The sequence below is a fragment of the Pseudomonas sp. PsB genome (assembly GCF_043658375.1).
GTDB lineage: Bacteria > Pseudomonadota > Gammaproteobacteria > Pseudomonadales > Pseudomonadaceae > Aquipseudomonas > Aquipseudomonas putida_Z.
Window position 1 is genome coordinate 93346 of record NZ_JBIGLU010000007.1, and the last position, 21845, is coordinate 115190.

The 21845-nt window shown below is 57.9% G+C and carries 22 protein-coding genes and 1 pseudogene; 5 read left to right on the top strand and 18 right to left on the bottom strand.

The genetic code is table 11. The features are described from left to right. Positions 1 to 24: 24 nt before the first annotated feature. From ACGLHT_RS11935 to ACGLHT_RS12000, 14 genes are all read right to left on the bottom strand, one after another. A complete protein-coding gene (locus ACGLHT_RS11935) occupies positions 25 to 1338 on the bottom strand; it encodes an MFS transporter (protein ID WP_087534930.1) in 1314 nt (437 codons plus the stop codon). 72 nt (positions 1339 to 1410) lie between these two features. Then, positions 1411 to 2250, bottom strand: a complete 840-nt coding sequence (locus tag ACGLHT_RS11940) for a class II aldolase/adducin family protein (protein ID WP_009681448.1) — start codon at positions 2248 to 2250, stop codon at positions 1411 to 1413. Between the two features lie 252 nt (positions 2251 to 2502). Further along, on the bottom strand, positions 2503 to 2718 hold the full coding sequence (locus ACGLHT_RS11945) for a 4-oxalocrotonate tautomerase family protein (protein WP_046784309.1): 216 nt from the start codon (positions 2716 to 2718) through the stop codon (positions 2503 to 2505). Between the two features lie 49 nt (positions 2719 to 2767). After that, complete coding sequence (locus ACGLHT_RS11950; RefSeq protein ID WP_080952048.1) at positions 2768 to 3865, bottom strand: alkene reductase; 1098 nt, start codon at positions 3863 to 3865, stop codon at positions 2768 to 2770. Between the two features lie 28 nt (positions 3866 to 3893). Further along, a complete protein-coding gene (locus ACGLHT_RS11955) occupies positions 3894 to 4460 on the bottom strand; it encodes an OsmC family protein (RefSeq protein ID WP_046784311.1) in 567 nt (188 codons plus the stop codon). A gap of 67 nt (positions 4461 to 4527) precedes the next feature. Beyond that, positions 4528 to 5199, bottom strand: coding sequence for a DsbA family oxidoreductase (locus tag ACGLHT_RS11960; protein WP_274079482.1), 672 nt, complete (start codon positions 5197 to 5199; stop codon positions 4528 to 4530). Positions 5200 to 5244: 45 nt separating this feature from the next. Then, positions 5245 to 5577, bottom strand: a complete 333-nt coding sequence (locus tag ACGLHT_RS11965) for a carboxymuconolactone decarboxylase family protein (RefSeq protein ID WP_009681453.1) — start codon at positions 5575 to 5577, stop codon at positions 5245 to 5247. Between the two features lie 94 nt (positions 5578 to 5671). Then, on the bottom strand, positions 5672 to 6232 hold the full coding sequence (locus tag ACGLHT_RS11970) for a TetR/AcrR family transcriptional regulator (RefSeq protein ID WP_046784313.1): 561 nt from the start codon (positions 6230 to 6232) through the stop codon (positions 5672 to 5674). Between the two features lie 58 nt (positions 6233 to 6290). Beyond that, positions 6291 to 7076, bottom strand: a complete 786-nt coding sequence (locus ACGLHT_RS11975; RefSeq protein WP_046784314.1) for an SDR family NAD(P)-dependent oxidoreductase — start codon at positions 7074 to 7076, stop codon at positions 6291 to 6293. 411 nt (positions 7077 to 7487) lie between these two features. After that, positions 7488 to 7853 (bottom strand): histone-like nucleoid-structuring protein, MvaT/MvaU family, encoded by a 366-nt coding sequence (locus tag ACGLHT_RS11980; RefSeq protein WP_087534928.1) that lies wholly within the window; start codon positions 7851 to 7853, stop codon positions 7488 to 7490. Between the two features lie 341 nt (positions 7854 to 8194). Further along, the gene (locus ACGLHT_RS11985) at positions 8195 to 8761 is read right to left on the bottom strand and encodes a hypothetical protein (protein ID WP_223255076.1); all 567 of its coding nucleotides are present in this window, start codon (positions 8759 to 8761) and stop codon (positions 8195 to 8197) included. Positions 8762 to 8842: 81 nt separating this feature from the next. Next, complete coding sequence (locus ACGLHT_RS11990) at positions 8843 to 9226, bottom strand: hypothetical protein (protein ID WP_087534926.1); 384 nt, start codon at positions 9224 to 9226, stop codon at positions 8843 to 8845. Between the two features lie 2 nt (positions 9227 to 9228). Next, positions 9229 to 9699, bottom strand: a complete 471-nt coding sequence (locus tag ACGLHT_RS11995; RefSeq protein WP_087534925.1) for a hypothetical protein — start codon at positions 9697 to 9699, stop codon at positions 9229 to 9231. A gap of 49 nt (positions 9700 to 9748) precedes the next feature. Then, positions 9749 to 10144 carry a DUF6957 family protein gene (locus ACGLHT_RS12000; RefSeq protein WP_087534924.1) on the bottom strand — a complete coding sequence of 132 codons (396 nt, stop codon included), beginning with the start codon at positions 10142 to 10144 and terminating at the stop codon, positions 9749 to 9751. Positions 10145 to 10272: 128 nt separating this feature from the next. On the opposite strand from ACGLHT_RS12000, the gene ACGLHT_RS12005 reads away from it, so the two are divergent. Continuing rightward, positions 10273 to 10734 carry a helix-turn-helix domain-containing protein gene (locus ACGLHT_RS12005; RefSeq protein WP_274079483.1) on the top strand — a complete coding sequence of 154 codons (462 nt, stop codon included), beginning with the start codon at positions 10273 to 10275 and terminating at the stop codon, positions 10732 to 10734. A 64-nt stretch (positions 10735 to 10798) separates the two neighbouring features. Here ACGLHT_RS12005 and ACGLHT_RS12010 read toward each other — a convergent pair. The 4 genes and pseudogenes from ACGLHT_RS12010 to ACGLHT_RS12025 form a co-directional block, all read right to left on the bottom strand. After that, a pseudogene (locus ACGLHT_RS12010) lies at positions 10799 to 11319 on the bottom strand (IS3 family transposase); the annotation flags it as partial. Between the two features lie 15 nt (positions 11320 to 11334). Next, positions 11335 to 13791: an AAA family ATPase gene (locus ACGLHT_RS12015; protein WP_274079484.1), complete on the bottom strand. Its 2457-nt coding sequence runs from the start codon at positions 13789 to 13791 to the stop codon at positions 11335 to 11337. Between the two features lie 482 nt (positions 13792 to 14273). After that, positions 14274 to 14720, bottom strand: a complete 447-nt coding sequence (gene rnhA / locus ACGLHT_RS12020; protein ID WP_003261021.1) for a ribonuclease HI — start codon at positions 14718 to 14720, stop codon at positions 14274 to 14276. A 13-nt stretch (positions 14721 to 14733) separates the two neighbouring features. Then, on the bottom strand, positions 14734 to 15507 hold the full coding sequence (locus ACGLHT_RS12025) for a class I SAM-dependent methyltransferase (protein WP_085664609.1): 774 nt from the start codon (positions 15505 to 15507) through the stop codon (positions 14734 to 14736). A gap of 85 nt (positions 15508 to 15592) precedes the next feature. Here ACGLHT_RS12025 and gloB point away from each other — a divergent pair, with 85 nt between their 5' ends. From gloB to ACGLHT_RS12045, 4 genes are all read left to right on the top strand, one after another. Continuing rightward, positions 15593 to 16372, top strand: coding sequence for a hydroxyacylglutathione hydrolase (gene gloB / locus ACGLHT_RS12030; protein ID WP_274120723.1), 780 nt, complete (start codon positions 15593 to 15595; stop codon positions 16370 to 16372). Positions 16373 to 16472: 100 nt separating this feature from the next. Further along, positions 16473 to 17903: a lytic transglycosylase domain-containing protein gene (locus tag ACGLHT_RS12035; protein WP_274120722.1), complete on the top strand. Its 1431-nt coding sequence runs from the start codon at positions 16473 to 16475 to the stop codon at positions 17901 to 17903. A 279-nt stretch (positions 17904 to 18182) separates the two neighbouring features. Further along, positions 18183 to 20012: an extracellular solute-binding protein gene (locus tag ACGLHT_RS12040; protein ID WP_274120721.1), complete on the top strand. Its 1830-nt coding sequence runs from the start codon at positions 18183 to 18185 to the stop codon at positions 20010 to 20012. Continuing rightward, positions 20009 to 21844 (top strand): extracellular solute-binding protein, encoded by a 1836-nt coding sequence (locus ACGLHT_RS12045; protein WP_274120720.1) that lies wholly within the window; start codon positions 20009 to 20011, stop codon positions 21842 to 21844. The genes ACGLHT_RS12040 and ACGLHT_RS12045 overlap by 4 nt, the downstream gene beginning before the upstream one ends. Position 21845 lies beyond the last annotated feature (1 nt).

The window sequence follows — 21845 nt, forward strand, 5'->3', positions numbered from 1 at the left end:
TCGGCGGGTATCGACATTTGTTTGCTAGCGATTCACCACCGATTTGGGCATCGCCAGGCAGACCACCGCAGCACACACCAGCGCAGCCGCGATGCAGTAGAGCGCGATGCTGGTAGAACCAGTGGTGTCTTTCACCCAGCCGATCAAGTAGGGGCTGATGAACCCCGCCAGGTTGCCAATGGAGTTGATCATCGCGATTCCTGCCGCCGCCGCTACACCGCCTAGGAATGCAGGCGGATAGCACCAGAACTGGCTCATAGCAGTCATCACACCCATGGCACCCACCGAGAGAAATGCCACCGTCAACATGGGGTTTTGCTCTGTAGTGGTGGCGAGCACCAACCCCAAGCCGCCGATCACCGCAGGCACCGCCGCATGCCAGCGACGCTCTAGTACATTATCCGAATGCCGCCCGGTCATGACCATGGCAATCGTCGCCAGGGCATACGGGATAGTGGTTAGCAGTGAGACTTCCGCCGCACTCTGAATACCCGAGTTCTTGATCAGCGACGGTAGCCAGAAGGTGATGCCGTTCAGGCCCATCATCACGCCGAAGTAACCTGCACTCAGCAGCCACACCTTGGGGTTGGTGAAGGCGCTGAAAGCAGAGTGTCCATGGTGCGACTGGTCTTCTCCCTGAAGATTACGCTTTAGGACGGCTTTCTCTTCCGTGGTGAGCCACTTGGCATCGTCCGGATTGTCACGCAGGTAGAAGAGGACGACGAAGCCGGCAATGATCGAAGGTATTGCTTCGAGGGCGAACAGCCACTGCCAGGCTGAATAGCCATGCCACCCGTGAGTGGTCGACATGATCCACCCCGAGAGTGGCCCGCCAAGGACACCCGCCATGGGGATGCCAGTGAGGAACATCGCAGTGATTTTCCCGCGCCGGGAAGACGGGAACCAGTAGGTCAGGTAAAGGATGATACCGGGGAAGAATCCGGCCTCAGCAACCCCCAGCAGGAATCTCAGCATGTAGAACATGGCGGGCGTTTGTACGAACACCATACAGGCTGACAGTACACCCCAGCTGACCATGATGCGGGCGATCCAACGACGAGCGCCGATCTTGTGCAGCATCATGTTGCTCGGCACTTCAAAGATGAAGTAACCGAAGAAGAAGATCCCGGCCCCAAGGCCGTACACAGTCTCGCTGAACTTGAGTTCGTCAAGCATCTGCAACTTGGCAAAGCCGACGTTCACCCGATCCAGGTAAGCGAACACGTAGCAAAGAAAGAGGAAGGGGATCAGTCGAAGGGTTAAGCGCGCGTACAGCTTTGACTCGTCCGGAATGGAACTCGAATCGGGGACGCAGGCAGCATCAAGAGCATTAGGCATCTGCCTATCTCCAGTCATTGTTATTGTGCGGTAAGGAATAGGCGCCGCCCGGACGGACAGCGCCAGAGGGCGTTACGAGAACATGTCAGGCTGCTCAGCCGCAATCTTGTCGTACAGCGCCTGGAAGTGCAGCCAGCCAATGAAGGGGCTGCCCACGTTTTCACGGCTGTAGCGGCAACGCTCTGGCGAGACCAGTTTCGGTGTGATGCCAGAGGCTTCGATCAGCAACTGCTGCTGGCAGCAACGCTCCAGGGCAATGAACCAGAATGCGGCTTCATCGATGCTGTGACGGCTCGCGGTCAGCAGGCCGTGGTTTTGGTGAATAGCAGCGCGCACGTCCTTGAAGTAATCGCAGACGGCGTTACCGGCCTTGGTCTCCACCGCAACGGCACCAGCCTCTGCTGTGATGACGACGTGGTCTTCAAAGAACACGGCAGCATCTTGGGTGATCGGCAGCAGCGGACGCCCGGTGGATGCCCATGCGCCACCATAGATGGTGTGAGCGTGGCACATCGCAACGATGTCCGGGTGCGCTTCGTGAACGGCAGCGTGCAACACGAAACCGGCACGGTTGATGGCGTAGTCACCCTGAACTACTTTGCCCTTGTGGTCGGCCAGGATCAGGTTGGACATCTTGACCTGTGAGAAGTGAACGGCCATCGGGTTCGTCCAGTACAGCTCAGGAAACTCTGGATCACGGACGGTCAGGTGACCGGCAAAGCCGTAATCGAGGCTGTGCTCAGCGAATGCGCGGCACGCTGCCACCAAGTGCTTCTTGCGGTACTGACGCTCTTCTTCGAAGTTCTTGAACTCAGGGATCTCGGGGAAGATGAGCCCTTCCTGTTCAGGCTGATAAATCGAAATGCGCTTCTTACCGCCTGCGGTTGGGTCAAGTTTGAGTACCGATTCCACGATTACCACCTCTGGTTATTGTTTGGGGTGACGTCATGGTCTCGATCTGGCGTGGGGGTGACAAACGATCCGTTTTCAAGCAAGGCTCAATAAAATTCAGTCTTGGCTGTTTGGCATCTACGGCATGAAGCTGGCGTTACGAAAGCTCTCGAGGGCCTGATCGCAATTCAGCCCTTGAAACGCAAAATGCCCTGGAGCGAGTAAACGCCAGGGCACATTGCACTGATGTTGCGATGCAGCGTCGGAAGGGTGTCAGGCGTTTTGCATAGATCTGACTTTGTCAGTGGTAATGAGCTCACCACCGATGCCCCACTCACCGCTCTTCACTTCTTCAAAGATGACCCAGGTCACACCACGCATTTTCTCGCCTTCAACCGAGACCATGGCGTCGGTGATCTTGCTGATGATCTCTGCCTTCTGCTCTGCAGAGAAAACACCTTCGATGCCTTTCACAGTTACCAATGGCATAACCGTACTCCTTCAGTTATTGGGTTATTGCGATGATCAACACGCCTGATTAAGCCTGGTAAGGCGCGTAGTCCGTGTAGCCTCTTGCCCCGATCACACCGTAGAACGTGGAATGATCGCTGGGGGCCAGAGGCCAGCCGTTTTGCATCCGCTCCACCAGATCGGGGTTGGCGATGTAGGAGGTGCCGAAGGCGATCAGATCGTGATTGCCGTTCTGCAGCTCCGCTTCTGCCAGCTCAGCGGTGAAGCCACCTGCGCCAATGACCGTGCCCTTATAGAGCGAGCGGAACTGCTTGTAGAAACCATCCGGGAATGGAACCGCGTCCAGTGTTGGCTGGTAGTTCAGATGGACGAAGGCCAATTCGCGCTCGTTCAATTCGGCAGCAACACTGTTCCAGGTTGCTTCCTCTTCCGGGTACGGGCGAAGGTCATACAGGCGCCCAAACGGCGAGATACGAACACCGACACGGAAGCTGCCAATGGCATCAGCAATCGCGTCGACCGTTTCCAGCAAGAAGCGCTGTCGGTTTTGAATCGAGCCGCCGTACTCATCGGTACGCGTGTTGATTTGGCTGCTCAGGAACTGGTCGAACAGGAATGCGTTAGCCGCCATCAGCTCCACACCATCGAAGCCCGCATCCACCGCTCGCAGTGCGGCGGCAACGAAGTCTTCGGTCACGCGGTGGATCTCATCCACAGTTAAAGCACGCGGGACACTCGGTGCGACCGGGCCAGCCACACCGGGTGCAGTCCAGGCGTAAACCGTAGTACCCACAGCAGGCTCGGCACTTGCCGAAACAGGCGCTGCGTTGCCAGGCTGCAGCGATTCGTGAGACATCCGGCCTACATGCCACAGCTGGGCGAAGATCTTGCCGCCTTTAGCATGAACGGCATCAGTTACCTCGCGCCAAGCGCGGGTCTGCTCGTCGGTGTAAATGCCGGGGGTGTACAGGTAACCGCGCCCCTCGTCGGAGATCGGCAGGCCTTCAGTGATAATTAGGCCCGCCGAGGCCCGCTGCGCGTAATACAGAGCGGTCAGCTCGGACGGCACATTGTCTTCCGTCCGGGTACGGGTCATTGGGGCCATCACAACGCGGTTGGCGAGTTTGAGGCCTTCCAGGTCGTAAGGAGTAAACAGCTTTTTCATGATCTACCTCTGCAAACGACTTCGTGAATCAGGCGGCTGGTTGGCCGGCGATAACTTCCAGCTTGGGCACCATGCGGATGGCCTTCGAGAAGTTGGCGAGGTTCACGGAAGTCTTGGTGACAATGCGGTGTAGCTCTTCCACTTTTTCTGCAGGTGCATCGGTGTGGATGCGCACCACGTAGCTCATCTCGTCGAAGCCTGGGTTGACGCTCTCGTCCAGGCCCAGGAAGCCACGCAGATCCAGCTCACCACTGGTTTCGATTTCCAGACTGTGGATAGTGATGCCCATGGCCGATGCGTTCACCACATAGCCAACTGAGAGGCAGGCGTTCAGGCCAGAGATGAGTAGCTCCTGCGGGTTGGGGGCAGAGTTGGTACCCAGCAGTTCCAGTGGCTCATCAGCCGCGATCTGGACGTTTCGTGGGTAGTCGGTGCCGCTCAGGTGGAAGCGGTCAATGGTCGCCACGGTGCGGGTCTGATGTTCCCACTTGGTGTTGATTTTGAAGCGTGCGTGACGCTTGGCTGGATCTTCAGCGACGCCCTGTGCAAAGGCTTGCAGAGCAGCGACATCGATACCGTTGAGATGCTTGTCCATTTTCAGTTCCTCTCAAAATCGTGGATAAAAAATTAGAATTAAAAAACAGGTGAAGGCGATGGCCTGGTCAGCTCTCGCAACCAGAAATCGAGCAACTTGCTCCACTCACGCTTTCTCCATCGTTCGAAAGATCCTCAACAGCTGATTTCAGCACCTTAGAAAACACCTCAACCTCTTGGGCCCCTGAGAGATAGCGGTTGCCATTGACAACGAACAATGGGATGCCAGTGCCAAGCCCCTTAACGGTTGCTTCATCGCTGAGAATCGCTGCTTCCGAAGAATCGATTCCAAAGAGGTCAGCAGCACCAACTTCAGCTGCAAGATCTTTAAGTGTTCGCTCATCGAAAATGTCGCGCCCCTCTGTAGTTCCAGCTGCGTAGAGTCGCTCTACATATTTCGCCTGTAGCGTCGGACTCGAAATGGCTTTCACGTACTGATGCGCCGCACTGGTGTCCCCGAAACGCATCACATCGAAGCGGTAGTCCAAGCCCTCAAGAGAGGCGACTTCCTGAATAGCTTCCATGAAGACCTGTGCACGAGCCTGGCTACCTGTCTTCAGCACCAGTGCCTTCTCGAATGCGATGGGCTGCATGCCTTTGGCCAAGCGGAAGGCCCTGGGTACAACTTCAACCTCTACGTCGCTCGGAAGAGCGCCGATTGCCTGCTCCAACCGCTTCTTTGCTATCCAGCACCAGGGACAGACAAAGTCGGAATAGACTTCAACCGTGATCTTTTTCATAACTTTCCTCTGCACCTCTGCTGTCACAAAGAACGGCCTGGGCTATCAGCTACGATCCATGGCATCCAGCACGTGGGTGCTGTAAACAACCGCCGCGCCGGCATTCAGATTCACCGCTACTCCAAGTGCCTCAGCCACTTCCTCGGTCGTGATGCCAAGCTTCTTGGCTTCCGCTGCATGGAACGCGATGCAGCCGTCACAGCGAGTCGTTACTGCCACCGCCAGTGCGATCAGCTCGCGAGTCTTCGCGTCCAGGTGATTGGTTTTGTTACCGGCGTTACCGAGCATTGCCACACCCCGCAGGGTGTCAGGCGAATGTGCGCCGAACTCCTTCAGGCGGGCGCTGACGTCGGTGATGGTTTGTTCCCAATTTGGCATGCTAGACATAGTTACCACCCTACTGGTTGATAGGTAAGACATTTCAAAAAAAGGCCGACACGTGACCCGTTTCGGCCCTGTTCTCAAGCAGAGATCAATACTCTGCAACCATCCGAATGACTGACTTATTCACGTGATCATCCTCGTTGGTAGCCCAATTAATGAAGCTTGAGCCTTCAAGGATGCTCAGCAGCAAATACGACTTTTCTCTGGCGCCACGACCTTTGCTAACCTCTCCCGAGGTAATTCCTTGATCCATGACCTTGGTCAACCAGGACAATTGCACGTCGAAGAAACGGCGCGTTTGTCGTTGAAGCCCATCAGGCAAAGCCGCCATTTCTGCAGCCAATGCGCCACACAGAGGCAGCAGCCCACCTTCGGTGCTTGCATGGAACAACACAAAGAACGCATGAAGCCTGTCCAATGCAGTGGGGTGATTGATTTCGATGCGTTCGAACTCAGCCTCCACCCGCGATACGTACTCTTCGACGATTGCAATCCCCAGGTCTTCCTTGGTGGGGAAGTGGTAGTGGATGCTCGCCTTTCGAATACCAACCGCATCGGCAAGATCCGCATAGCTAAATGCCGCGTAACCTTTGGTACGCATCAGCCCTTCAGCGGTTTGAATTAACGCGTCCCGTGTTGCCAGTGCCATAAAATCTCCTGCCAAAATCGCTCGACCAGAAAAGCGATTCCGGCCACTGCACGCTATGTTACTTGCCTTGCTTACGACCGGCCATGACCCCGCCGTCAACATCCCAGACCGCGCCGGTTACCCAAGACGCCTTGTCCGACAGCAGGAAGACGATTGAGTCAGCCACATCACGTGGTGTGCCATTGCGACCCAGCGGGTGGAAATTGTTGAAATCCTTCAGGGCACCGTCCAGCTGATCACCAGGGATGAAGCGTTCGAAGATCTTGGTTTCCACGATACCGGGGCTTACCGAGTTGACGCGGATACCATGCTCTGCCAACTCTGCACCCGCGTGGCGAGTGAGAGTGTCCAGGCCGATCTTGGCCATCGAGTAAGCCGATGCGGGTACGCCTTCAACAGCCTGCCGAGCAGCCGCAGCCGTTACGTTAACGATAGAGCCTGGCTTCTTCTGCGCGACCAACTCCGCAGCCACATGACGGGTCAGGAAGAAAATGGCGCGGTTGAGGTTGAGGAAGTTGTCGTAGTCCTCCAACGAGTGCTCAACGAAGGCCTTGGGGTAATAGATGCCGGCGGAGTTGACCATCAGATCAATATCCTTGTGCTCGGCAGCCAACTTCTCGATCAACCCCTTCACGCTGGCGAAGTCGGTGAGGTCAGCCGAATAGGCAACGACCTTACTCTCACCTACCAGGGCTGCCAGCTCTTTACGGGCCGCTTCGGCCTTCTCGGCACGGTTACCCACGATCACGACTGAGCCGCCTTGTTCCGCCACCATACGTGCGGTTTCAAGTCCGATGCCGCTCGTACCACCTACAACCAGAAGCTTGCGACCTTTGAACTGCATGAGTAATACCTCCTCGGTTTGTCTATCTACTGGTAGGTAGATTAGGCCTGTGTGATTTGAGTGTCAAGCTACCGCCTGTCGTGATCGGCCAGAGGGAGTGGATGACACCGCGAGGGGGCGCTAGCCCGGGCGGATCAGAAACCGGTACAACTCAAGGAAGCTAGACCAGCCAATGACCAGCACGAAGACACCGTTCATTTGATCGTTCTTGGATTGCCCAAGCCAGGTCGAGACGGAAACAAAAAAACCGCCAACAGGCGGTTTTTTAAATGGTGTAGCTCGGGGTCTCCGACTCCCCGCGACGGGGTTTGATTTGTCGCTGAAGAGGTCTTTTCCTCAGAGAGGCTTTGGTGTCGGACACATACATGATGAGGCTACCTATCGTGTACTCATTGCGTCAAGGCGCAATGTTTACTGACGCCAGGACTCGACGGTTTCAGCGCCATGCTCGGTTTTCCATGCCTTCAGAATTGCATGATTACCACCCTTGGTCTGAACCACTTCACCACTGTGCGGGTTTTTATAGATCTTCAGCTCGCGGGGCTTACGGCTGCTCTTTTCCTGGACGGCTGGGGCCGGAGTACGTGCAGAGGCCTTGGGATCAAGAATGCTGATCACGTCGCGCAAGCTGAAGCCATACTCCCCGAGAAGAGCACGCAGCTTCTCCTCAAACTCCATCTCGGCTTTGATGGCGTCATCACCCTTCATAGCTTCGAGTTCAGCCAGTTGCTGAGCGAGTTTTTGCTCTAGACGACGAAATTCAGCGAGACGGGACATGGGGCGTTTTCCGTAGGAGGCTAATGATCTAGCAAGGTTACAGAATCGGCTGAAGAAAGTCATAGCAATCTCAAGTCGCCTAAGCCCTATGATCCGATGGAGCGGCCCGCCCTTCAGTGACTAGGGTTGTAACGCTAATTCTGGAATGTAACAGCGCCAACGTTACATTCCCAAAACCACGTTACAAGCCCTATAACCATTGGGTTTTCGACCAAATTGCAAGCGGAGCGCGCCGGCCAGGGATGGCCGAAAGGCGGGAGGATCAACGCCCGGAGGGCTAAGCCCGGCAGTAGCAGGGCTTGGTTCACGAGAGCCGTCCGCGACAGCGGCCCGCCCAAGGATCAGCGGTGCAATTTGCTGAAACGCTCTACAAGCAACGAGGGTGCAATTGACTTCCACGTATCAAGCACTGAAGTCTTGTGAAATAGGTAAATACCGCAACCCACGAAGAACCCTCCTGTCAAAATTCCTATGACTGAGGCTCCGCCATTTATAAAATCCCATTGCTGCGGAGTCGAGCGACCGCTAATCAAAAAATCCGATCCGAAAACCAGGGCAATCCAACTTAAAACAAACGCCACAGCAGCCCAGATCGCAGCAATTACCCAGAAGTGCAGCTGCACTTTATATCTCATGCTGGCCACACGGAGGAGCCGTCCGCTCGTGGTCTTCGCTGCAAGGACGATTGCAGTATTTTTGACCTTATTTTTTGAGTTCTGCACGAGAGCATAGAACTCAACATGTGACCCTTTTTCCAGATCTTCATAGATCTGAATCGGGACTTTAACATTGGGAATTAATATCCCATCAATTTTCATGATGACCTGCACGAAACCCGTGAGATGCTCGAAAACTCGTATGTCCTCTAGGCAGCCAGCAAATTTCAGATATTCAAACTTTATAAACACTTGCAGCTCCTTGCTCAATTGCTGAATGACAGGCAGGGGAAAGCCTTGAGCACAAGTCAACGTGCTCAGACTCGATCTAAATCAGTGCAGCTGTGTATTGGGGAAGTGGTCTCCGACCAAGCGGCAGAAATCCCTCAGGCTCCGGCTCCCACCATCACGGCGAAAAGTTGCCACGACGTATTTCGAGTTCATGGTCGTGATCACCCAAAACTTACCTTCCTTCTTGATAGCCACGATGTCGGAGGTCTGGATCAAGTGCCCATCGGCGAATCGGCCATGAGGCCCTTGCCGCACATGCCCGAAGACGACGCCAACGGCACTGAGTCGATGAATGTGGACATTCACCAGAAACGCAGTGATCTCGCCGTCATACCCCTGGCCCACAGCCCGAGCGATCCGCAGCAGATCGAAATCGCTGTAGCGCTTAACGTGGAAGTCGACCTCTACCGTGTTGTCCTCTGTCATGCCTACGCCCTCCGGGGCTCCGCTGCAGCACTGGCCTGAGCCATACCACGTCGATACAGCTCTTTGACGCCGTTCAGGGAGTCCGCACCGAGACCAGGCTCATGCGTATCGACGTACACAGCACCACCCTCCACTTCCAGAACACAGACGACCACACCAGCCTGGTTGTGTCCCATCGAGAGCGACGTGAGCTTCTCCATCTTCCAACCGGCATCCTTGTTCATCCAGCTCGGGGTAACGGCTTGGACTTCCCGCACAACTAGGCTCTCATCTTGAGCCAACAGCAACTCAACGAGCCGGGCCTCATCGTTGAGCATCTCCTCATAATTCCTGAATTGGCCTTCATGGAGACGCTGAACGCTCACGTGGTACCAGTGGGTAGCGAGAGCTCGGGAAACGCCATGCCAATGAATCAGCCCGTCGCCGAACATGCCTGGAATGCCGGCCATGTCAGCTAGGTGTGAACGGAACATATCTTGATCTCTGAAACAGTCGAGTCGTCACGAGCAGGGCTCGTGACACCTAGAAGATTGAGAAGATGCCTTGCAGGGTGGACGACTTACGATACCCCGGCCCCTTCAGAACGTAGATCGTGTTCCTTGTCCCGAAGAGATAGCCATCCTTGAAGGTCTGAGCAATTGTTGACCTAACCCAGTCTCCCGGCTCGAAACGCCGCTGTTCATCGTGAACAACCTTGTGGGCAAACAGGAACATGGGCTGGCAGCCAGCCGCAGCTACCTTGGCCAGCTCATCCTCCGTGAGGATCGCATCCAAGATCACCCACTTCTCGACAACGCAAAGAGGCATCCACTTGTAGTGTTCTCGAGCAGCAAGGAGCGCGCCCTCCAGAGTTAGCTCGGAACCGATTAGATCGATTCCCCCCTCACCCAGCAGCCCATCGTTGAGTGGGCTTTCCATCAAGCACAACCTCGCATTTCATTTCCCATAAATTGCAGGCCAGAGGCCTTACCGCCAAAATGATGAATATATTCCTTTGTCTGGCGGTAAGCAAACGCGGCATACCTCTTAGCTTTTGGGGATTTGTAATGTCGCTCCGCCAATCTTTTGCGGCAGTGCTCCAAATGCTGCGTCAGCGTAAGGGCGTCACGCAGCACTCCATGGCTACCCAACTGGATCAAACGACCGTCAGCAAGGTGGAGAGTGGGAAGCACTCAGTGACCTTGGATGTAAGCCACAAATTGGCTGCAGCGCTTGATCTTGAACTTACCGCCCTGGTTGCTCTGACGGTTTCTCGCGACAGTAATCGCACGCCTCGGGAAGTCCTTCTCGCCTCACTGGCCGAGATCGAAGCCCTCGAATTGGCTGATGCTCACCATCCCTCGGAGCCTGACAACAAGGTTCCGCTCAACGTTCTGTCAGCCCGAGAGAAATGGCAGGCGGTACAGGAGCTTAAGGCAAAAGGGTTTACCCAAGGTGAGGCTGCGAGACAGCTCGGGATGCCTGAGTCGACGTTGCGTCGGTTATGGCATCAGAAGCAGGAGAGTTGAAAGCGGTCAGATGGATGGAGCAGTAACCGGTGCCGCCAGGGTGGCTAGCCGGCCTGTGTAGTGGTCAACTCATCCCGGACACGGTTTTGAGTTTTTCTTCAGCTTTCGCTGGAGCCAGTGCATCGTTGAACTGATGCGGCCGGATCCAGTTGTAGTGGCCCATCAGGTATTGGCCAATGTCTCGTTGAGCTTGCTGCCCGGTCAGGTAGGCCGTGGTCGGTATCCACTCTGATTTCAAGCTGCGAAATACTCGCTCCATCGGTGCATTATCCAACAGTTGCCTCGGCGGCTCATGCTCTGGCGCATGCGGTAGCGCCACAGTCTCTGGCGGAACTGACGGCTGCCATATTGCGATCCCTGGTCAGAGTGGAACAGGAGTCCTAGAGGCTTTCCATGTTGTTCGTAGGCGACGTCCAGCGCTTTGACCACCAAGTCTCCATCCGGCTTTTCTGATAAGGCCCAGCCAACCACTCTGCGTGCATAGAGATCCAGGACAACTGCAAGATAGTGCCATTTGCCCTGTGCCCAGACGTAAGTGATGTCTCCACACCAGACCTGATTTGGAGCTTCGACATCAAACGCTCTACCGCCCGAAGGCCCCTAAAACGGAATGTCCTTATCGAACCCCAGTTGGTCGCTTTCAGGCATGGGAGCAATCGGCACACGTGCTGGGGCCGTAACGGCACTGCTGGCCGGTAGCGGGGCAGGCTCGAGAACGACTAAGGGCAGGTCAGCAGCAACTGCAGTAATAGCGATAGTGGCCCCATTTTCCCCAGCCTTTGTCTGCGCCTGCTGCTCTTCCGGCTCTTCCGGCTCTTCCGGCTCTTCCGGCTCTTCCGGATCCAGATCGACATAAGCATCGCCCATCATCATTTTGTAGTGCGCGTCATGCTTAGCAGCCTTAAATATTTTGAAGAAAATCTTCAGGTAGCTTTCCGCCATAGAGTCGCTGATAGCCACATACAGCTCATCCGGAGCGTAATGCGACCCGTCATTCACCCAGCTCATTAGAGACTGGCACTGCGTTTTTTCGATACCTTCAAACTCGTCAACCAAATGGTACGTATCGACACCACCCAAGATTTTGAAGTAATTCTCCAAAATCCGGCGCATGGTGTTCTGCAGCGTAAGCACTGGCAAAGGCGTTCTCTTCAGCTCCGCCCAGAGCAACTGGTAAGAGGTTCTGATGGGATTACTCGGGTGAAATTCAATCACTGAGTGCTCGTTGGGCTTGCGCACGATCCAGAACGTCTCGTCACCGAGGGACTGATCGGGCTTACGACGCTGATCGTAAGTAACCTCTTTATGGAAATGTATATTATGGGTAAGTACCAAAACCTGCTTAATATGACTACCACGCTTTCTGACTTCAACGAATAGCTCTTTTATCAGGCTACTCACGATAAACAGCACATCACTATCAAGGCTAGAAACAGGGTCATCAATGACCACGACTCGATCACTGGTGATACCCGAGGTCGTAACGCTCCCTCTCAGCAGGTGGTAGAAGTAGAGGAATGTCACGAAGGTCTTCTCACCCTCGCTCAGGGTTTGCTTTGCATCTTTCCCATCTGCTCGAATCAGCCTATACGAATTACCTACGCAGGCAGGATCGAGTGAAAATCCTCGGAAGCCGAAATTCCTAAGAATTTTGTTGATGGCAGTCACTGTCGGCTTCACGCTTGTGAGATCGGTCTCAATCTTATCGATTTCGACATCTACAGCATCAATGCTAGCCGAAGCCCTATCCCGACTCGATGCAATCCCGGCGATAGCCTTCTGCAATGTGTCTTTCCCAGAGAAATAATCAGACAAAGTATTCTTGAGCTCAACGCCTAAAATATACTTCCATACTTCGCCAGTGAGTTTGCTCTGCTCAGCAGTGAAGCTAGCAACGAGGCGATTGTGCTCAGCGATCTTCGCATTCGCAGCGCTAATAAGCCCGGATATACCAGCTTGAATATCCACTACCCCCTCAAGAACAACCTCAGCGCTTGGACTGTCCAGCTTACTGTCCATTCGCCCTTTATTAACGAGAACGACAGCTTCCAGCGCCTGAATCTCAGGGCCAAGCTTGTCCTTATCCAGTTCAGCGCAATCCAAAGCCAGCAGAGCACGCGCTTGGCTTAATAGATCCTCTGAAATCTGGTAATAATTTTCGCGCATAGCAGACACTGCCTTTGAATCTGCCTCAAAGGTTTCATCAAAGTATTCGGCAAGCTCCTTCTCGAAGTCATGGGGCAGATCCTGCTGACAGAACGGACACTGGTCGTCCGTATGCCCCAGAAATTTCACACCCTGTCTGACCCAGTCGCTATTACCCAACCGCTGAATGATGCCTGATATACTTACGTCATCTTTACCTATCACCTTCTTAGAGAGAACTGGGTTTGCCTCGAATGCGGTCAGTCTCGATAAATCCAAAATGGGAACAGGCGCTATTCTCGAAGGCTCATCACCGTATAGAACTGCCGCTCTAGCTTGGAGATCCGCCAAGTCCACCAGGGCGGATTTGTTACTCGCATGCTCATGAAGAACCTTTGCCTTGAACGCCTCCTTGTTATTTCTAAGACCAATGAATGCCCCTTTGAAATGCTCATCATGCTTTACCTTCTGCTCCCAGCATCGGCCTACCAACTTTGTTTCCAAAGAGGCTAGTTCAGCATTTTTACCGGGTTTTCCATTTTCACCATCAAGAGAAATAATTGACTTAGTCTTCAACTGCTCGTGACGCTTTCTTTCATCTTTGAGGTCTTTGAGTCGATCAAGCTGATCCTTCTCTGCCTTGCCTAGCGTAAATACTCCCTGAAACTCTTTGGAATCTGTGAAGTTGGCGGCAATGAAGTCGTTATTGTAGATCATTGCTGGCACCGGCGTATTTCTGAGCCAAGTGATGCTGGAATCTGCTGAGATGCCAGGCTTATCAATGAGCCGGCTGATTGTAGTCTTGCCAGCCCCATTCGCCCCATAAATGAAGTTGACCGGCTTGAGGTTGATTACTTCGGGCTTCACGGCGCTATAGGTGGCGATGTTGGACAGGCTAATCGACTCGATCATGACAGGGCATCCCAGCACGCAGGGCGCTGAGGCGGCCCCTGCTCAGTGAAAATCTAGAGGGTATAGGCGATGCAATACCTGCCTAACCGTTGGCTGATCGCGTAATGGCGATTGGCCGCATAAGCGTAGACGGCATGCCAATTTATGCAAAAGCAGGCATCCCAGGACGTCGCTTCGGGGATGGGGGCGTCGGGGCTGGGTGGCTTTGAGGGGATTTTGGGCGGGGGATGGGGGGGACAGAGAAGAATGTAAACCATGGACTCTGAATTTGGGCCACGGTTTACAAGATTTCTTGACGCGCGGTTTCGTAACGAATGAGGCGGCTTTGCAGCTCAGTAATGCCGGGGCCGAAGGGCATTGAGGGTTACGTTTACACACCTCCACCAAAAGTGGAGCAGGATGACGAACCGTTTATCTTGCTGCTGCTCCACGCGGGGCGCTCCAACTTGCATCAGTTACAAAGGCCGGAATTGTACCCCAGCTCAACGCTTGGCGCGCACCTCATCGACCCCACGGTTGGCCAACTGGTCGGCGCGTTCGTTGCCGGGGTGGCCGATATGCCCGCGTACCCACTTCCAGGTCACCTTGTGACGGTTGACCTGCTCATCCAGCTGCTGCCACAGGTCGGCGTTCTTCACCGGCTCCTTGGCCGCGGTTTTCCAGCCGCGCTTCTTCCAGTTGGTCATCCATTCGTTGATGCCCTTCATCACGTACTGCGAGTCGGTGGTCAGCACCACTTCGCATTCGCGCTTCAGCGCCATCAAGCCCTGGATCGCGGCCATCAGCTCCATGCGGTTGTTGGTGGTTTCGCGTTCGCCGCCCCACAGTTCCTTCTCGACGCCCTTGTAGATCATAAGGACGCCCCAGCCGCCAGGGCCAGGGTTGCCCTTGCAGGCACCATCGGTAAACATCTCGACGCTTTCGCTCATGTACCACTCATGTTCAGTGCTTTTCAGTATCCGGGTTGGCCGCCGCGCGGTTGACCTTGGCCAGTGGCAGCGGCAGCAGCTTGCCCATCGGCTCGCGACGCTCCTGGCGCAACGGCCGCAGGCCCACCACCATCTTGCGCGCTACCAGCAGGTACACCCCGCCACCGGAGCCCTGCCAGCCGCCGGCCACCCGTTCCCAGCCCGCCAGGCGCTGCTGCCAGGCCGGTGAGGCAAGCGGCGGACGATAGCACCCGAAGCGGCGTTTCTCCAGCGCGAAGCCCAGCAGGTTGAGCCAGTCGCCCACCCGTGACGGCGAGATGCAACGGGCCTTGCGCAAGGCGCCGTGGCTGAAGAAATGGCGCATGCCCCAGCTGCTCCAGGGGTTGATCCCGACGATCAGCAGGTGCCCGCCAGGGCGCACCGCGCTGGCCGCCTCGCGCAGCAGACCGTGGGGCGAAAGGCAGAAATCCAGGCCATGCTGCAGCACCACCACGTCGGCGGCGTGCTCGCTCAGCGGCCAGGCCTGCTCCTCGCAGACAATCTCCACCCCCGGCAGCGGTGCACCGAGGCGCACGTTGCGCTGCACCTGGGGCGCGCTGGGCGGTGGCTCGGCGCAGGGCCCGTAGTGCACAAGGTAACCCCCGAAGAAGCGCCCGAGCTCTTCTTCCAGCAGTTTTTCCTCCTCCTTGAGCATCAGTTGGCCGAGTGGGCCGTTGAACCACTCACGGGCCAGGCTGATCAGCTTGACCCAGTCCGGGTCGGCCTGGGCAAAGGCTTGGTCGGTCATTGCGCTCTCCCTCGAAGGTTCTCGCACCGCGCCATCGCGGATAAGATGCCTTCATGTGCCACGCTAGGCGAATCGGATCCGCACCATGATACAGATCGATGCTCTCCCCGCTTTCTCCGACAACTACATCTGGTTGTTACAGGATACTGCCAAATGCCGCTGCGCGGTGGTCGATCCGGGTGACGCCGGCCCAGTGGAACGCTGGCTGTCGGCCAACCCCGGCTGGGTACTGAGCGACATCCTGGTCACCCACCACCACAACGACCACGTCGGCGGCGTGGAACGGCTCAAGCAACTGACCGGCGCGCGGGTCTGCGGCCCGGCCCACGAGCGCATCCCCTGCCGTGACCTGGCGCTGGACGAAGGTGACCAGGTGACCGTGCTTGGCGTGACCTTCCAGGTGCTGGCCGTGCCCGGCCATACCCTGGGGCATATCGCCCTGTTCAGCGACCAGCCGGCAACACCGGTGCTGTTCAGTGGCGACACGCTGTTCGCCGCCGGTTGCGGGCGCATGTTCGAAGGCACCCCCGAACAGATGCAGCCAGCCCTCGCCCGCCTGGCAGCCCTGCCAGAGCAGACCGAGGTGTACTGTGCCCACGAATACACCCTGAGCAACCTGCGTTTCGCCAAGGCGGTGGAACCCGAGAACCCGCACGTTCAGCAGCGGTTCGAGGACGTTACCCGTTTGCGTGCCGAAAATCGCATCACATTGCCATCAACGATCGGTCTGGAGCGCCTGACCAACCCCTTCCTGCGCACCTCTGAAACATTAGTTAAACAAAAAGCAGACGAATGGAAGGGACATTCAAACCCCTCGCATGTCGCTGTTTTTGCTGCCTTGAGGTCTTGGAAGGACACCTTCTGATAACCTCAAGATATATCGCAAGCGATGGTCAAAGGTTGACCAGGCCCGGAGCGGTTTCTAGAATCGCCGAAATTTTTCGCCCGGAAACCTGTGTCAGCCGATGTCTTCCAGTAGCCGCAGAACCTCTCATTCCGTCACCCTGACGCGCCTGGCCCAAATCAGTGCGCTGGCCCTGGCCGCCACTTTGGTGGGCTGCCAGAGCACCCGTCAGCTCGACGAATCCGATAGCGTTCGCGCGCACAACTACCAGGCGCGGATCAAGCACAAGCCTTCACCGCTGCTGGTCAAGCCGGCCGAGCAGGCGCCGCAGGACGTATGGGAACGCATGCGCCAGGGCTTTGCCCTGCAGGACAACATCGACGTCAACCCGCGCATCGAGCAGCAGCGCCTGTGGTTCGCCAGCAACCCAAGCTACATCGAAAGCGCCGGCGAGCGTGGCAGCCTCTACCTGCACTACATCGTCGAGCGCCTCGAAGAACGTGATATGCCACTGGAGCTGGCCCTGCTGCCAGCCATCGAGAGCGCCTACAACCCGATGGCCTATTCGCGCGCCCATGCCGCGGGCATGTGGCAGTTCATTCCTTCCACCGGCCGCCACTTCAACCTGCGCCAGACCAACTTCTACGATGGCCGTCGCGACGTGACCGCCTCGACCAACGCCGCGCTCGACTACCTCAGCCGCCTGCACGACATGTTCAACGGCGACTGGCTGCTGGCCCTGGCTGCCTACAATGCCGGCGAAGGCACGGTCAGCCGCGCCATCGAGCGCAACGAACGGCTCGGCCTGCCCACCGACTACTGGAACCTGCCGCTGCCGCAGGAAACCCGCGACTACGTGCCCAAGCTGCTGGCCCTGTCGCAGGTGGTACTCACGCCGGAAGCCTATGGCGTGAACCTGAACCCGATCGCCAACGAACCCTACTTCGAGGCGGTGGCCATCAACGACCGCCTCGACCTGTCGCGGGTAGCGGCCTTCGCCAACATCGACGAAGACGAGCTGATCCAGCTCAACCCGGCATTCAAGAAGCGCATGACCGTGGATGGCCCGCAGCAGCTGCTGGTACCCACCGCCAAGGCGCAGCTGCTGAGCGACAGCCTGTCCAACCTCAAGCCCGAGCAACTGGTCAGCCTGCAGCCGAACAAGGCGGTGTTCGCCCGCGCCGTGGCCGAAGCCAAGGCCCCGGTGGCGGCGCGCAGCTACCGTGTCAAGCGCGGCGACAACCTGGGCGCCATCGCCAAGGCCAACCGTGTTTCGGTCAAGGACATCAAGCGCTGGAACCGTCTCTCCGGCAACAGCGTGCGCGCTGGCCAGGTCCTGGCCCTGCGCGGTGGCAGCGCGCCAAGCGCTGCTGGCAATCGGGTAGCCGCCTCCGGGCAGCGCTCCACGCAGTACAAGGTACGCAAGGGCGATTCGCTGTACCTGGTGGCCAAGCGCTTCAACGTGGAAATGAAGCACCTCAAACGCTGGAACCCGCGCAGCGGCCATGCCCTGAAGCCAGGCCAGACCCTCACCGTCTACCTCTCGCATTGATCCCCGCCTGCCGCATTGACGCGGTGGCTGTAGGAGCGGCCTTGTGTCGCGATCGGGCTGCGCAGCAGCCCCAGATTATTGAAGGTGATGCCGATATCGCTGGGGCTGCTACGCAGCCCGATCGCGACACAAGGCCGCTCCTACAGCTACCGCGTCATTCCCATTGGACAGAAGCAGGCACGCCCGCCAACCCCACCTTCAAAACCTCTCTTTTTCCAACCCCACCAAGCTGTTACTGTACCCCGATCAAAGCCCAACGCCTCTGGATCGGATGCCGACTTGATACGTCCCCTCCTGCTGTCACTCAGCCTGGCCTTGAGCTTTCCCGCAGCCGCGACGGTGAGCGAAAGCCACGGATACGCGCAGTTCGGCACGCTCAAGTACCCAGCCACATTCACCCATTTCGACTGGGTCAACCCGCAAGCGCCCAAGGGCGGCACCTTGCGGGCCATGGCTTTCGGTACCTTCGACACCCTCAACCCCTACACCTTCAAGGGGTCGAGCCCGATTACCACGCCCAATTTCCAGCAATACGGCATCAGCGAGCTGAACGAGCCGCTGATGGTCGGCACCGGCCAGTACGACCCCTCCGGCGACGAGCCGACCTCCAGCTACGGCCTGATCGCCCGCTCGGTGGAGTACAGCGAGGACCGCAGCTGGGTAGTGTTCAACCTGCGCCCGGAAGCCCACTGGCATGACGGCAAGCCGATCACCTCGGCAGACGTGGCCTTCTCCTTCCGCACGCTGCTCAAGGATGGCCACCCGATCTACCGCACCAACCTGCAGGAAGTGCAGCGGGTTGACATCCTCGGCCCGCTGCGCATCCGCTTCGTGTTCAAGCGCGCCGGCAACCCGCTGCTGATCCTGCGCCTGGGCGAAATGCCGGTGCTGCCCAAGCACTACTGGCAAAAGCGCGACTTCAAGGCCACCACCTTCGAGCCCCCGCTGGGCAGCGGCCCCTACCGCATCACCCAGGTCCAGCCTGGGCGCCGGCTGGTGTTCGAACGGGTGAAGAACTACTGGGGCAAGGACCTGGCGGTAAACCGTGGCAAATACAACTTCAACCGCGTGGAATACGAGTTCTACCGTGACGCCACGGTCGCGTTCGAAGCGTTCAAGGCCGGCGAGTTCGACATCTATATCGAGCACCAGGCGAAGAACTGGGCCAACGGCTACAACTTCCCGGCCGTGCGCCGGGGCGAGGTGATCAAGGCGCAGATCCCGCACCGCATCCCCACGCAAACCCAGGGCCTGTTCATGAACAGCCGCCGGGCCACCTTCAGTGACCCACGGGTACGCCAGGCGCTGGGGCTGATGCTCGACTTCGAGTGGACCAACCGCGCCCTGTTCAGCGGCGCCTACCGCCGCTCGACCAGCTACTACCCCAACAGCGAGTTCGCCGCCACCGGCCTGCCTACCGGCAAGGAATGGCTGCTGCTGGCGCCGTTCCGTGACCAGTTGCCGGCCGCCTTGTTCAGCGAACCCTACAAGGTCAGCCAGACCGATGGCCGCGGCATCAGCCGCCAGACCCTGCGCCAGGCCCTCGGCCTGCTCGCCGAGGCCGGCTGGAAGCTGAACGGCCAGCGCCTGGTCGATAGCAAGGGCCAGCAGCTGCGCATGGAGCTGCTGCTGGTAAACCCCAACCTTGAACGCATCCTGCAACCGTATGTCGAAAACCTGGCCAGCATCGGCATCGATGCGCGCTTGCGTACCGTGGACCGCGCCCAGTACAAACAACGCCTGGACCAGTTCGATTTCGACATGATTCTGATGACCCTGAACCAGACCCTGAGCCCGGGCCTCGAACAGTGGCTGTACTTCCACTCCAGCCAGGCAACCACCAAGGGCAGCAAGAACTATGCTGGGGTCAAGGACCCGGTGGTCGACCATCTGCTCGACACCCTGCTCGCCGCCCGTACCCGCGATGACCAGGTCGCCGCCGCCCGCGCCCTGGACCGCGTGCTCTCATGGCAGTACTACATGATCCCCAACTGGTACCTCGACAATCATCGCCTGGCCTACCGCAACCGGTTCGCCTTCGTCACCACGCCGCCCTACACCCTTGGGCTGAACAGCTGGTGGATCAAGACTTCGGAGAAAGCCCAATGACGCCAACGCACCGACTGCGCCGGCTGGCCGGCAGCCTGTTGCTTGCCTGCCTGAGCCTTCCCGCCCTGGCCGCACCGCAACATGCGCTCACCCTGTACGACGAGCCACCCAAGTACCCCGCCGACTTCAAGCACTTCGCCTACGTCAACCCTGACGCACCCAAGGGTGGCACCTTCCGCCAGTCCAGCTTCGGCGGTTTCGACAGCCTCAACCCGTTCATCAACAAGGGCGTGCCGGCCGAGAACATCGGCAGCATCTACGACACCCTGATGCGCCAGAGCCAGGACGAGCCGTTCACCGAGTACGGCCTGGTGGCCGGCAAGATCGAGAAGGCCCCGGACAACAGCTGGGTGCGCTTCTACCTGCGCCCCGAGGCTCGCTTCCACGACGGCCACCCGATGCGCGCCGACGACGTCGTGTTCACCTTCAATGCCCTGATCAAGGACGGCGCGCCGCTGTACCGCCAGTACTATGCCGACGTCGCCGAAGTGGTCGCCGAAGACCCGTTGACGGTGCTGTTCACCTTCAAGCACAAGAACAACCGCGAGCTGCCGCTGATTCTCGGCCAGCTGCCGGTACTGCCCAAGCACTGGTACGAAAGCCGCGAGTTCAACCGCGGCAACCTGGAAATCCCGCTGGGCAGCGGCCCGTACAAGGTCGCCGAGGTCAAGGCCGGGCGCTCGGTGCGCTACGAGCGGGTCAAGGACTACTGGGCCAAGGACCTGCCGATCAACCGCGGCTTCTACAACTTCGACGTCATGACCTTCGACTCCTACCGCGACACCACCGTCGCCCTGGAAGCACTCAAGGCTGGTGCGTTCGACTATGCGCTGGAAGTCAGCGCGAAGAACTGGGCCACCGCCTACAACGTACCCGCCGTGCGCGATGGCCGCCTGATCAAGGAAGAATTGCCCAACGGCAACCCCACCGGCATGCAGGGCTTCATCTTCAACATCCGCCGCCCGGTGTTCCAGGACGTGCGCGTGCGCCAGGCGCTGAGCCTGCTGCTGGACTACGAGTGGACCAACAAGCAGCTGTTCAACGGCGCCTACACCCGCACCGGCAGCTACTTCGAAAACTCGGAAATGGCCGCCCGCGGCCTGCCCGGCCCCAACGAGCTGAAAATCCTCGAACCATTGCGTGGCAAGGTCCCCGAGCAGGTATTCAGCGAAGCCTTCCGCAACCCGGTCAGTGACGGCAGCGGCATGATCCGCGAACAGCAGCGCCAGGCCTACAAGCTGCTGCAGGAAGCCGGCTGGAAAATCGTCGACGACAAGATGGTCGACGCCCAGGGCAAGCCGGTGAGCATCGAGTTCCTGCTGGCACAGACCGAGTTCGAACGCATCCTGCTGCCGTTCAAGCGCAACCTCGCCGACCTCGGCATCGACCTGAACATCCGCCGGGTCGACGTGTCCCAGTACATCACCCGCCTGCGCTCGCGCGACTACGACATGATCGTCGGTGGCTACCCGCAGTCCAACTCGCCGGGCAACGAGCAGCGCGAGTTCTGGTCCAGTGCCGCCGCCGACAACCCCGGCAGCCGCAACTTCATCGGCCTGCGCGACCCGGCCATCGACCAGCTGGTGGAACAGCTGATCAATGCCGATTCGCGGCAGAGCCTGATCGACCACTGCCGGGCCCTCGACCGCGTACTGCTGTGGGGCTACTACGTGATCCCCAACTGGCACATCAAGACCTGGCGCGTGGCCTACTGGAACCACATCGGCCACCCGGACGTCTCGCCCAAGTACGACATCGGCATCGACACCTGGTGGATCAAGCCCGGCGTAACCCCGGCCGTCAGCGAAACCACTGCGGACGAGGCCGAATAAC

What these genes read in the sequence shown, in the direction of transcription:
- ACGLHT_RS11970 (WP_046784313.1), bottom strand. Translation starts at nt 6,232, where the DNA reads ATGGCACTGGCAACACGGGACGCGTTAATTCAAACCGCTGAAGGGCTG.
- ACGLHT_RS11955 (WP_046784311.1), bottom strand. Translation starts at nt 4,460, where the DNA reads ATGGACAAGCATCTCAACGGTATCGATGTCGCTGCTCTGCAAGCCTTT.
- ACGLHT_RS11990 (WP_087534926.1), bottom strand. Translation starts at nt 9,226, where the DNA reads ATGACAGAGGACAACACGGTAGAGGTCGACTTCCACGTTAAGCGCTAC.
- ACGLHT_RS12005 (WP_274079483.1), top strand. Translation starts at nt 10,273, where the DNA reads ATGTCGCTCCGCCAATCTTTTGCGGCAGTGCTCCAAATGCTGCGTCAG.
- ACGLHT_RS12015 (WP_274079484.1), bottom strand. Translation starts at nt 13,791, where the DNA reads ATGATCGAGTCGATTAGCCTGTCCAACATCGCCACCTATAGCGCCGTG.
- ACGLHT_RS11960 (WP_274079482.1), bottom strand. Translation starts at nt 5,199, where the DNA reads ATGAAAAAGATCACGGTTGAAGTCTATTCCGACTTTGTCTGTCCCTGG.
- ACGLHT_RS11965 (WP_009681453.1), bottom strand. Translation starts at nt 5,577, where the DNA reads ATGCCAAATTGGGAACAAACCATCACCGACGTCAGCGCCCGCCTGAAG.
- ACGLHT_RS12045 (WP_274120720.1), top strand. Translation starts at nt 20,009, where the DNA reads ATGACGCCAACGCACCGACTGCGCCGGCTGGCCGGCAGCCTGTTGCTT.
- ACGLHT_RS11935 (WP_087534930.1), bottom strand. Translation starts at nt 1,338, where the DNA reads ATGCCTAATGCTCTTGATGCTGCCTGCGTCCCCGATTCGAGTTCCATT.
- ACGLHT_RS11995 (WP_087534925.1), bottom strand. Translation starts at nt 9,699, where the DNA reads ATGTTCCGTTCACACCTAGCTGACATGGCCGGCATTCCAGGCATGTTC.
- ACGLHT_RS12025 (WP_085664609.1), bottom strand. Translation starts at nt 15,507, where the DNA reads ATGACCGACCAAGCCTTTGCCCAGGCCGACCCGGACTGGGTCAAGCTG.
- gloB (WP_274120723.1), top strand. Translation starts at nt 15,593, where the DNA reads ATGATACAGATCGATGCTCTCCCCGCTTTCTCCGACAACTACATCTGG.
- rnhA (WP_003261021.1), bottom strand. Translation starts at nt 14,720, where the DNA reads ATGAGCGAAAGCGTCGAGATGTTTACCGATGGTGCCTGCAAGGGCAAC.
- ACGLHT_RS11950 (WP_080952048.1), bottom strand. Translation starts at nt 3,865, where the DNA reads ATGAAAAAGCTGTTTACTCCTTACGACCTGGAAGGCCTCAAACTCGCC.
- ACGLHT_RS12000 (WP_087534924.1), bottom strand. Translation starts at nt 10,144, where the DNA reads ATGGAAAGCCCACTCAACGATGGGCTGCTGGGTGAGGGGGGAATCGAT.
- ACGLHT_RS11945 (WP_046784309.1), bottom strand. Translation starts at nt 2,718, where the DNA reads ATGCCATTGGTAACTGTGAAAGGCATCGAAGGTGTTTTCTCTGCAGAG.
- ACGLHT_RS12035 (WP_274120722.1), top strand. Translation starts at nt 16,473, where the DNA reads ATGTCTTCCAGTAGCCGCAGAACCTCTCATTCCGTCACCCTGACGCGC.
- ACGLHT_RS11980 (WP_087534928.1), bottom strand. Translation starts at nt 7,853, where the DNA reads ATGTCCCGTCTCGCTGAATTTCGTCGTCTAGAGCAAAAACTCGCTCAG.
- ACGLHT_RS11975 (WP_046784314.1), bottom strand. Translation starts at nt 7,076, where the DNA reads ATGCAGTTCAAAGGTCGCAAGCTTCTGGTTGTAGGTGGTACGAGCGGC.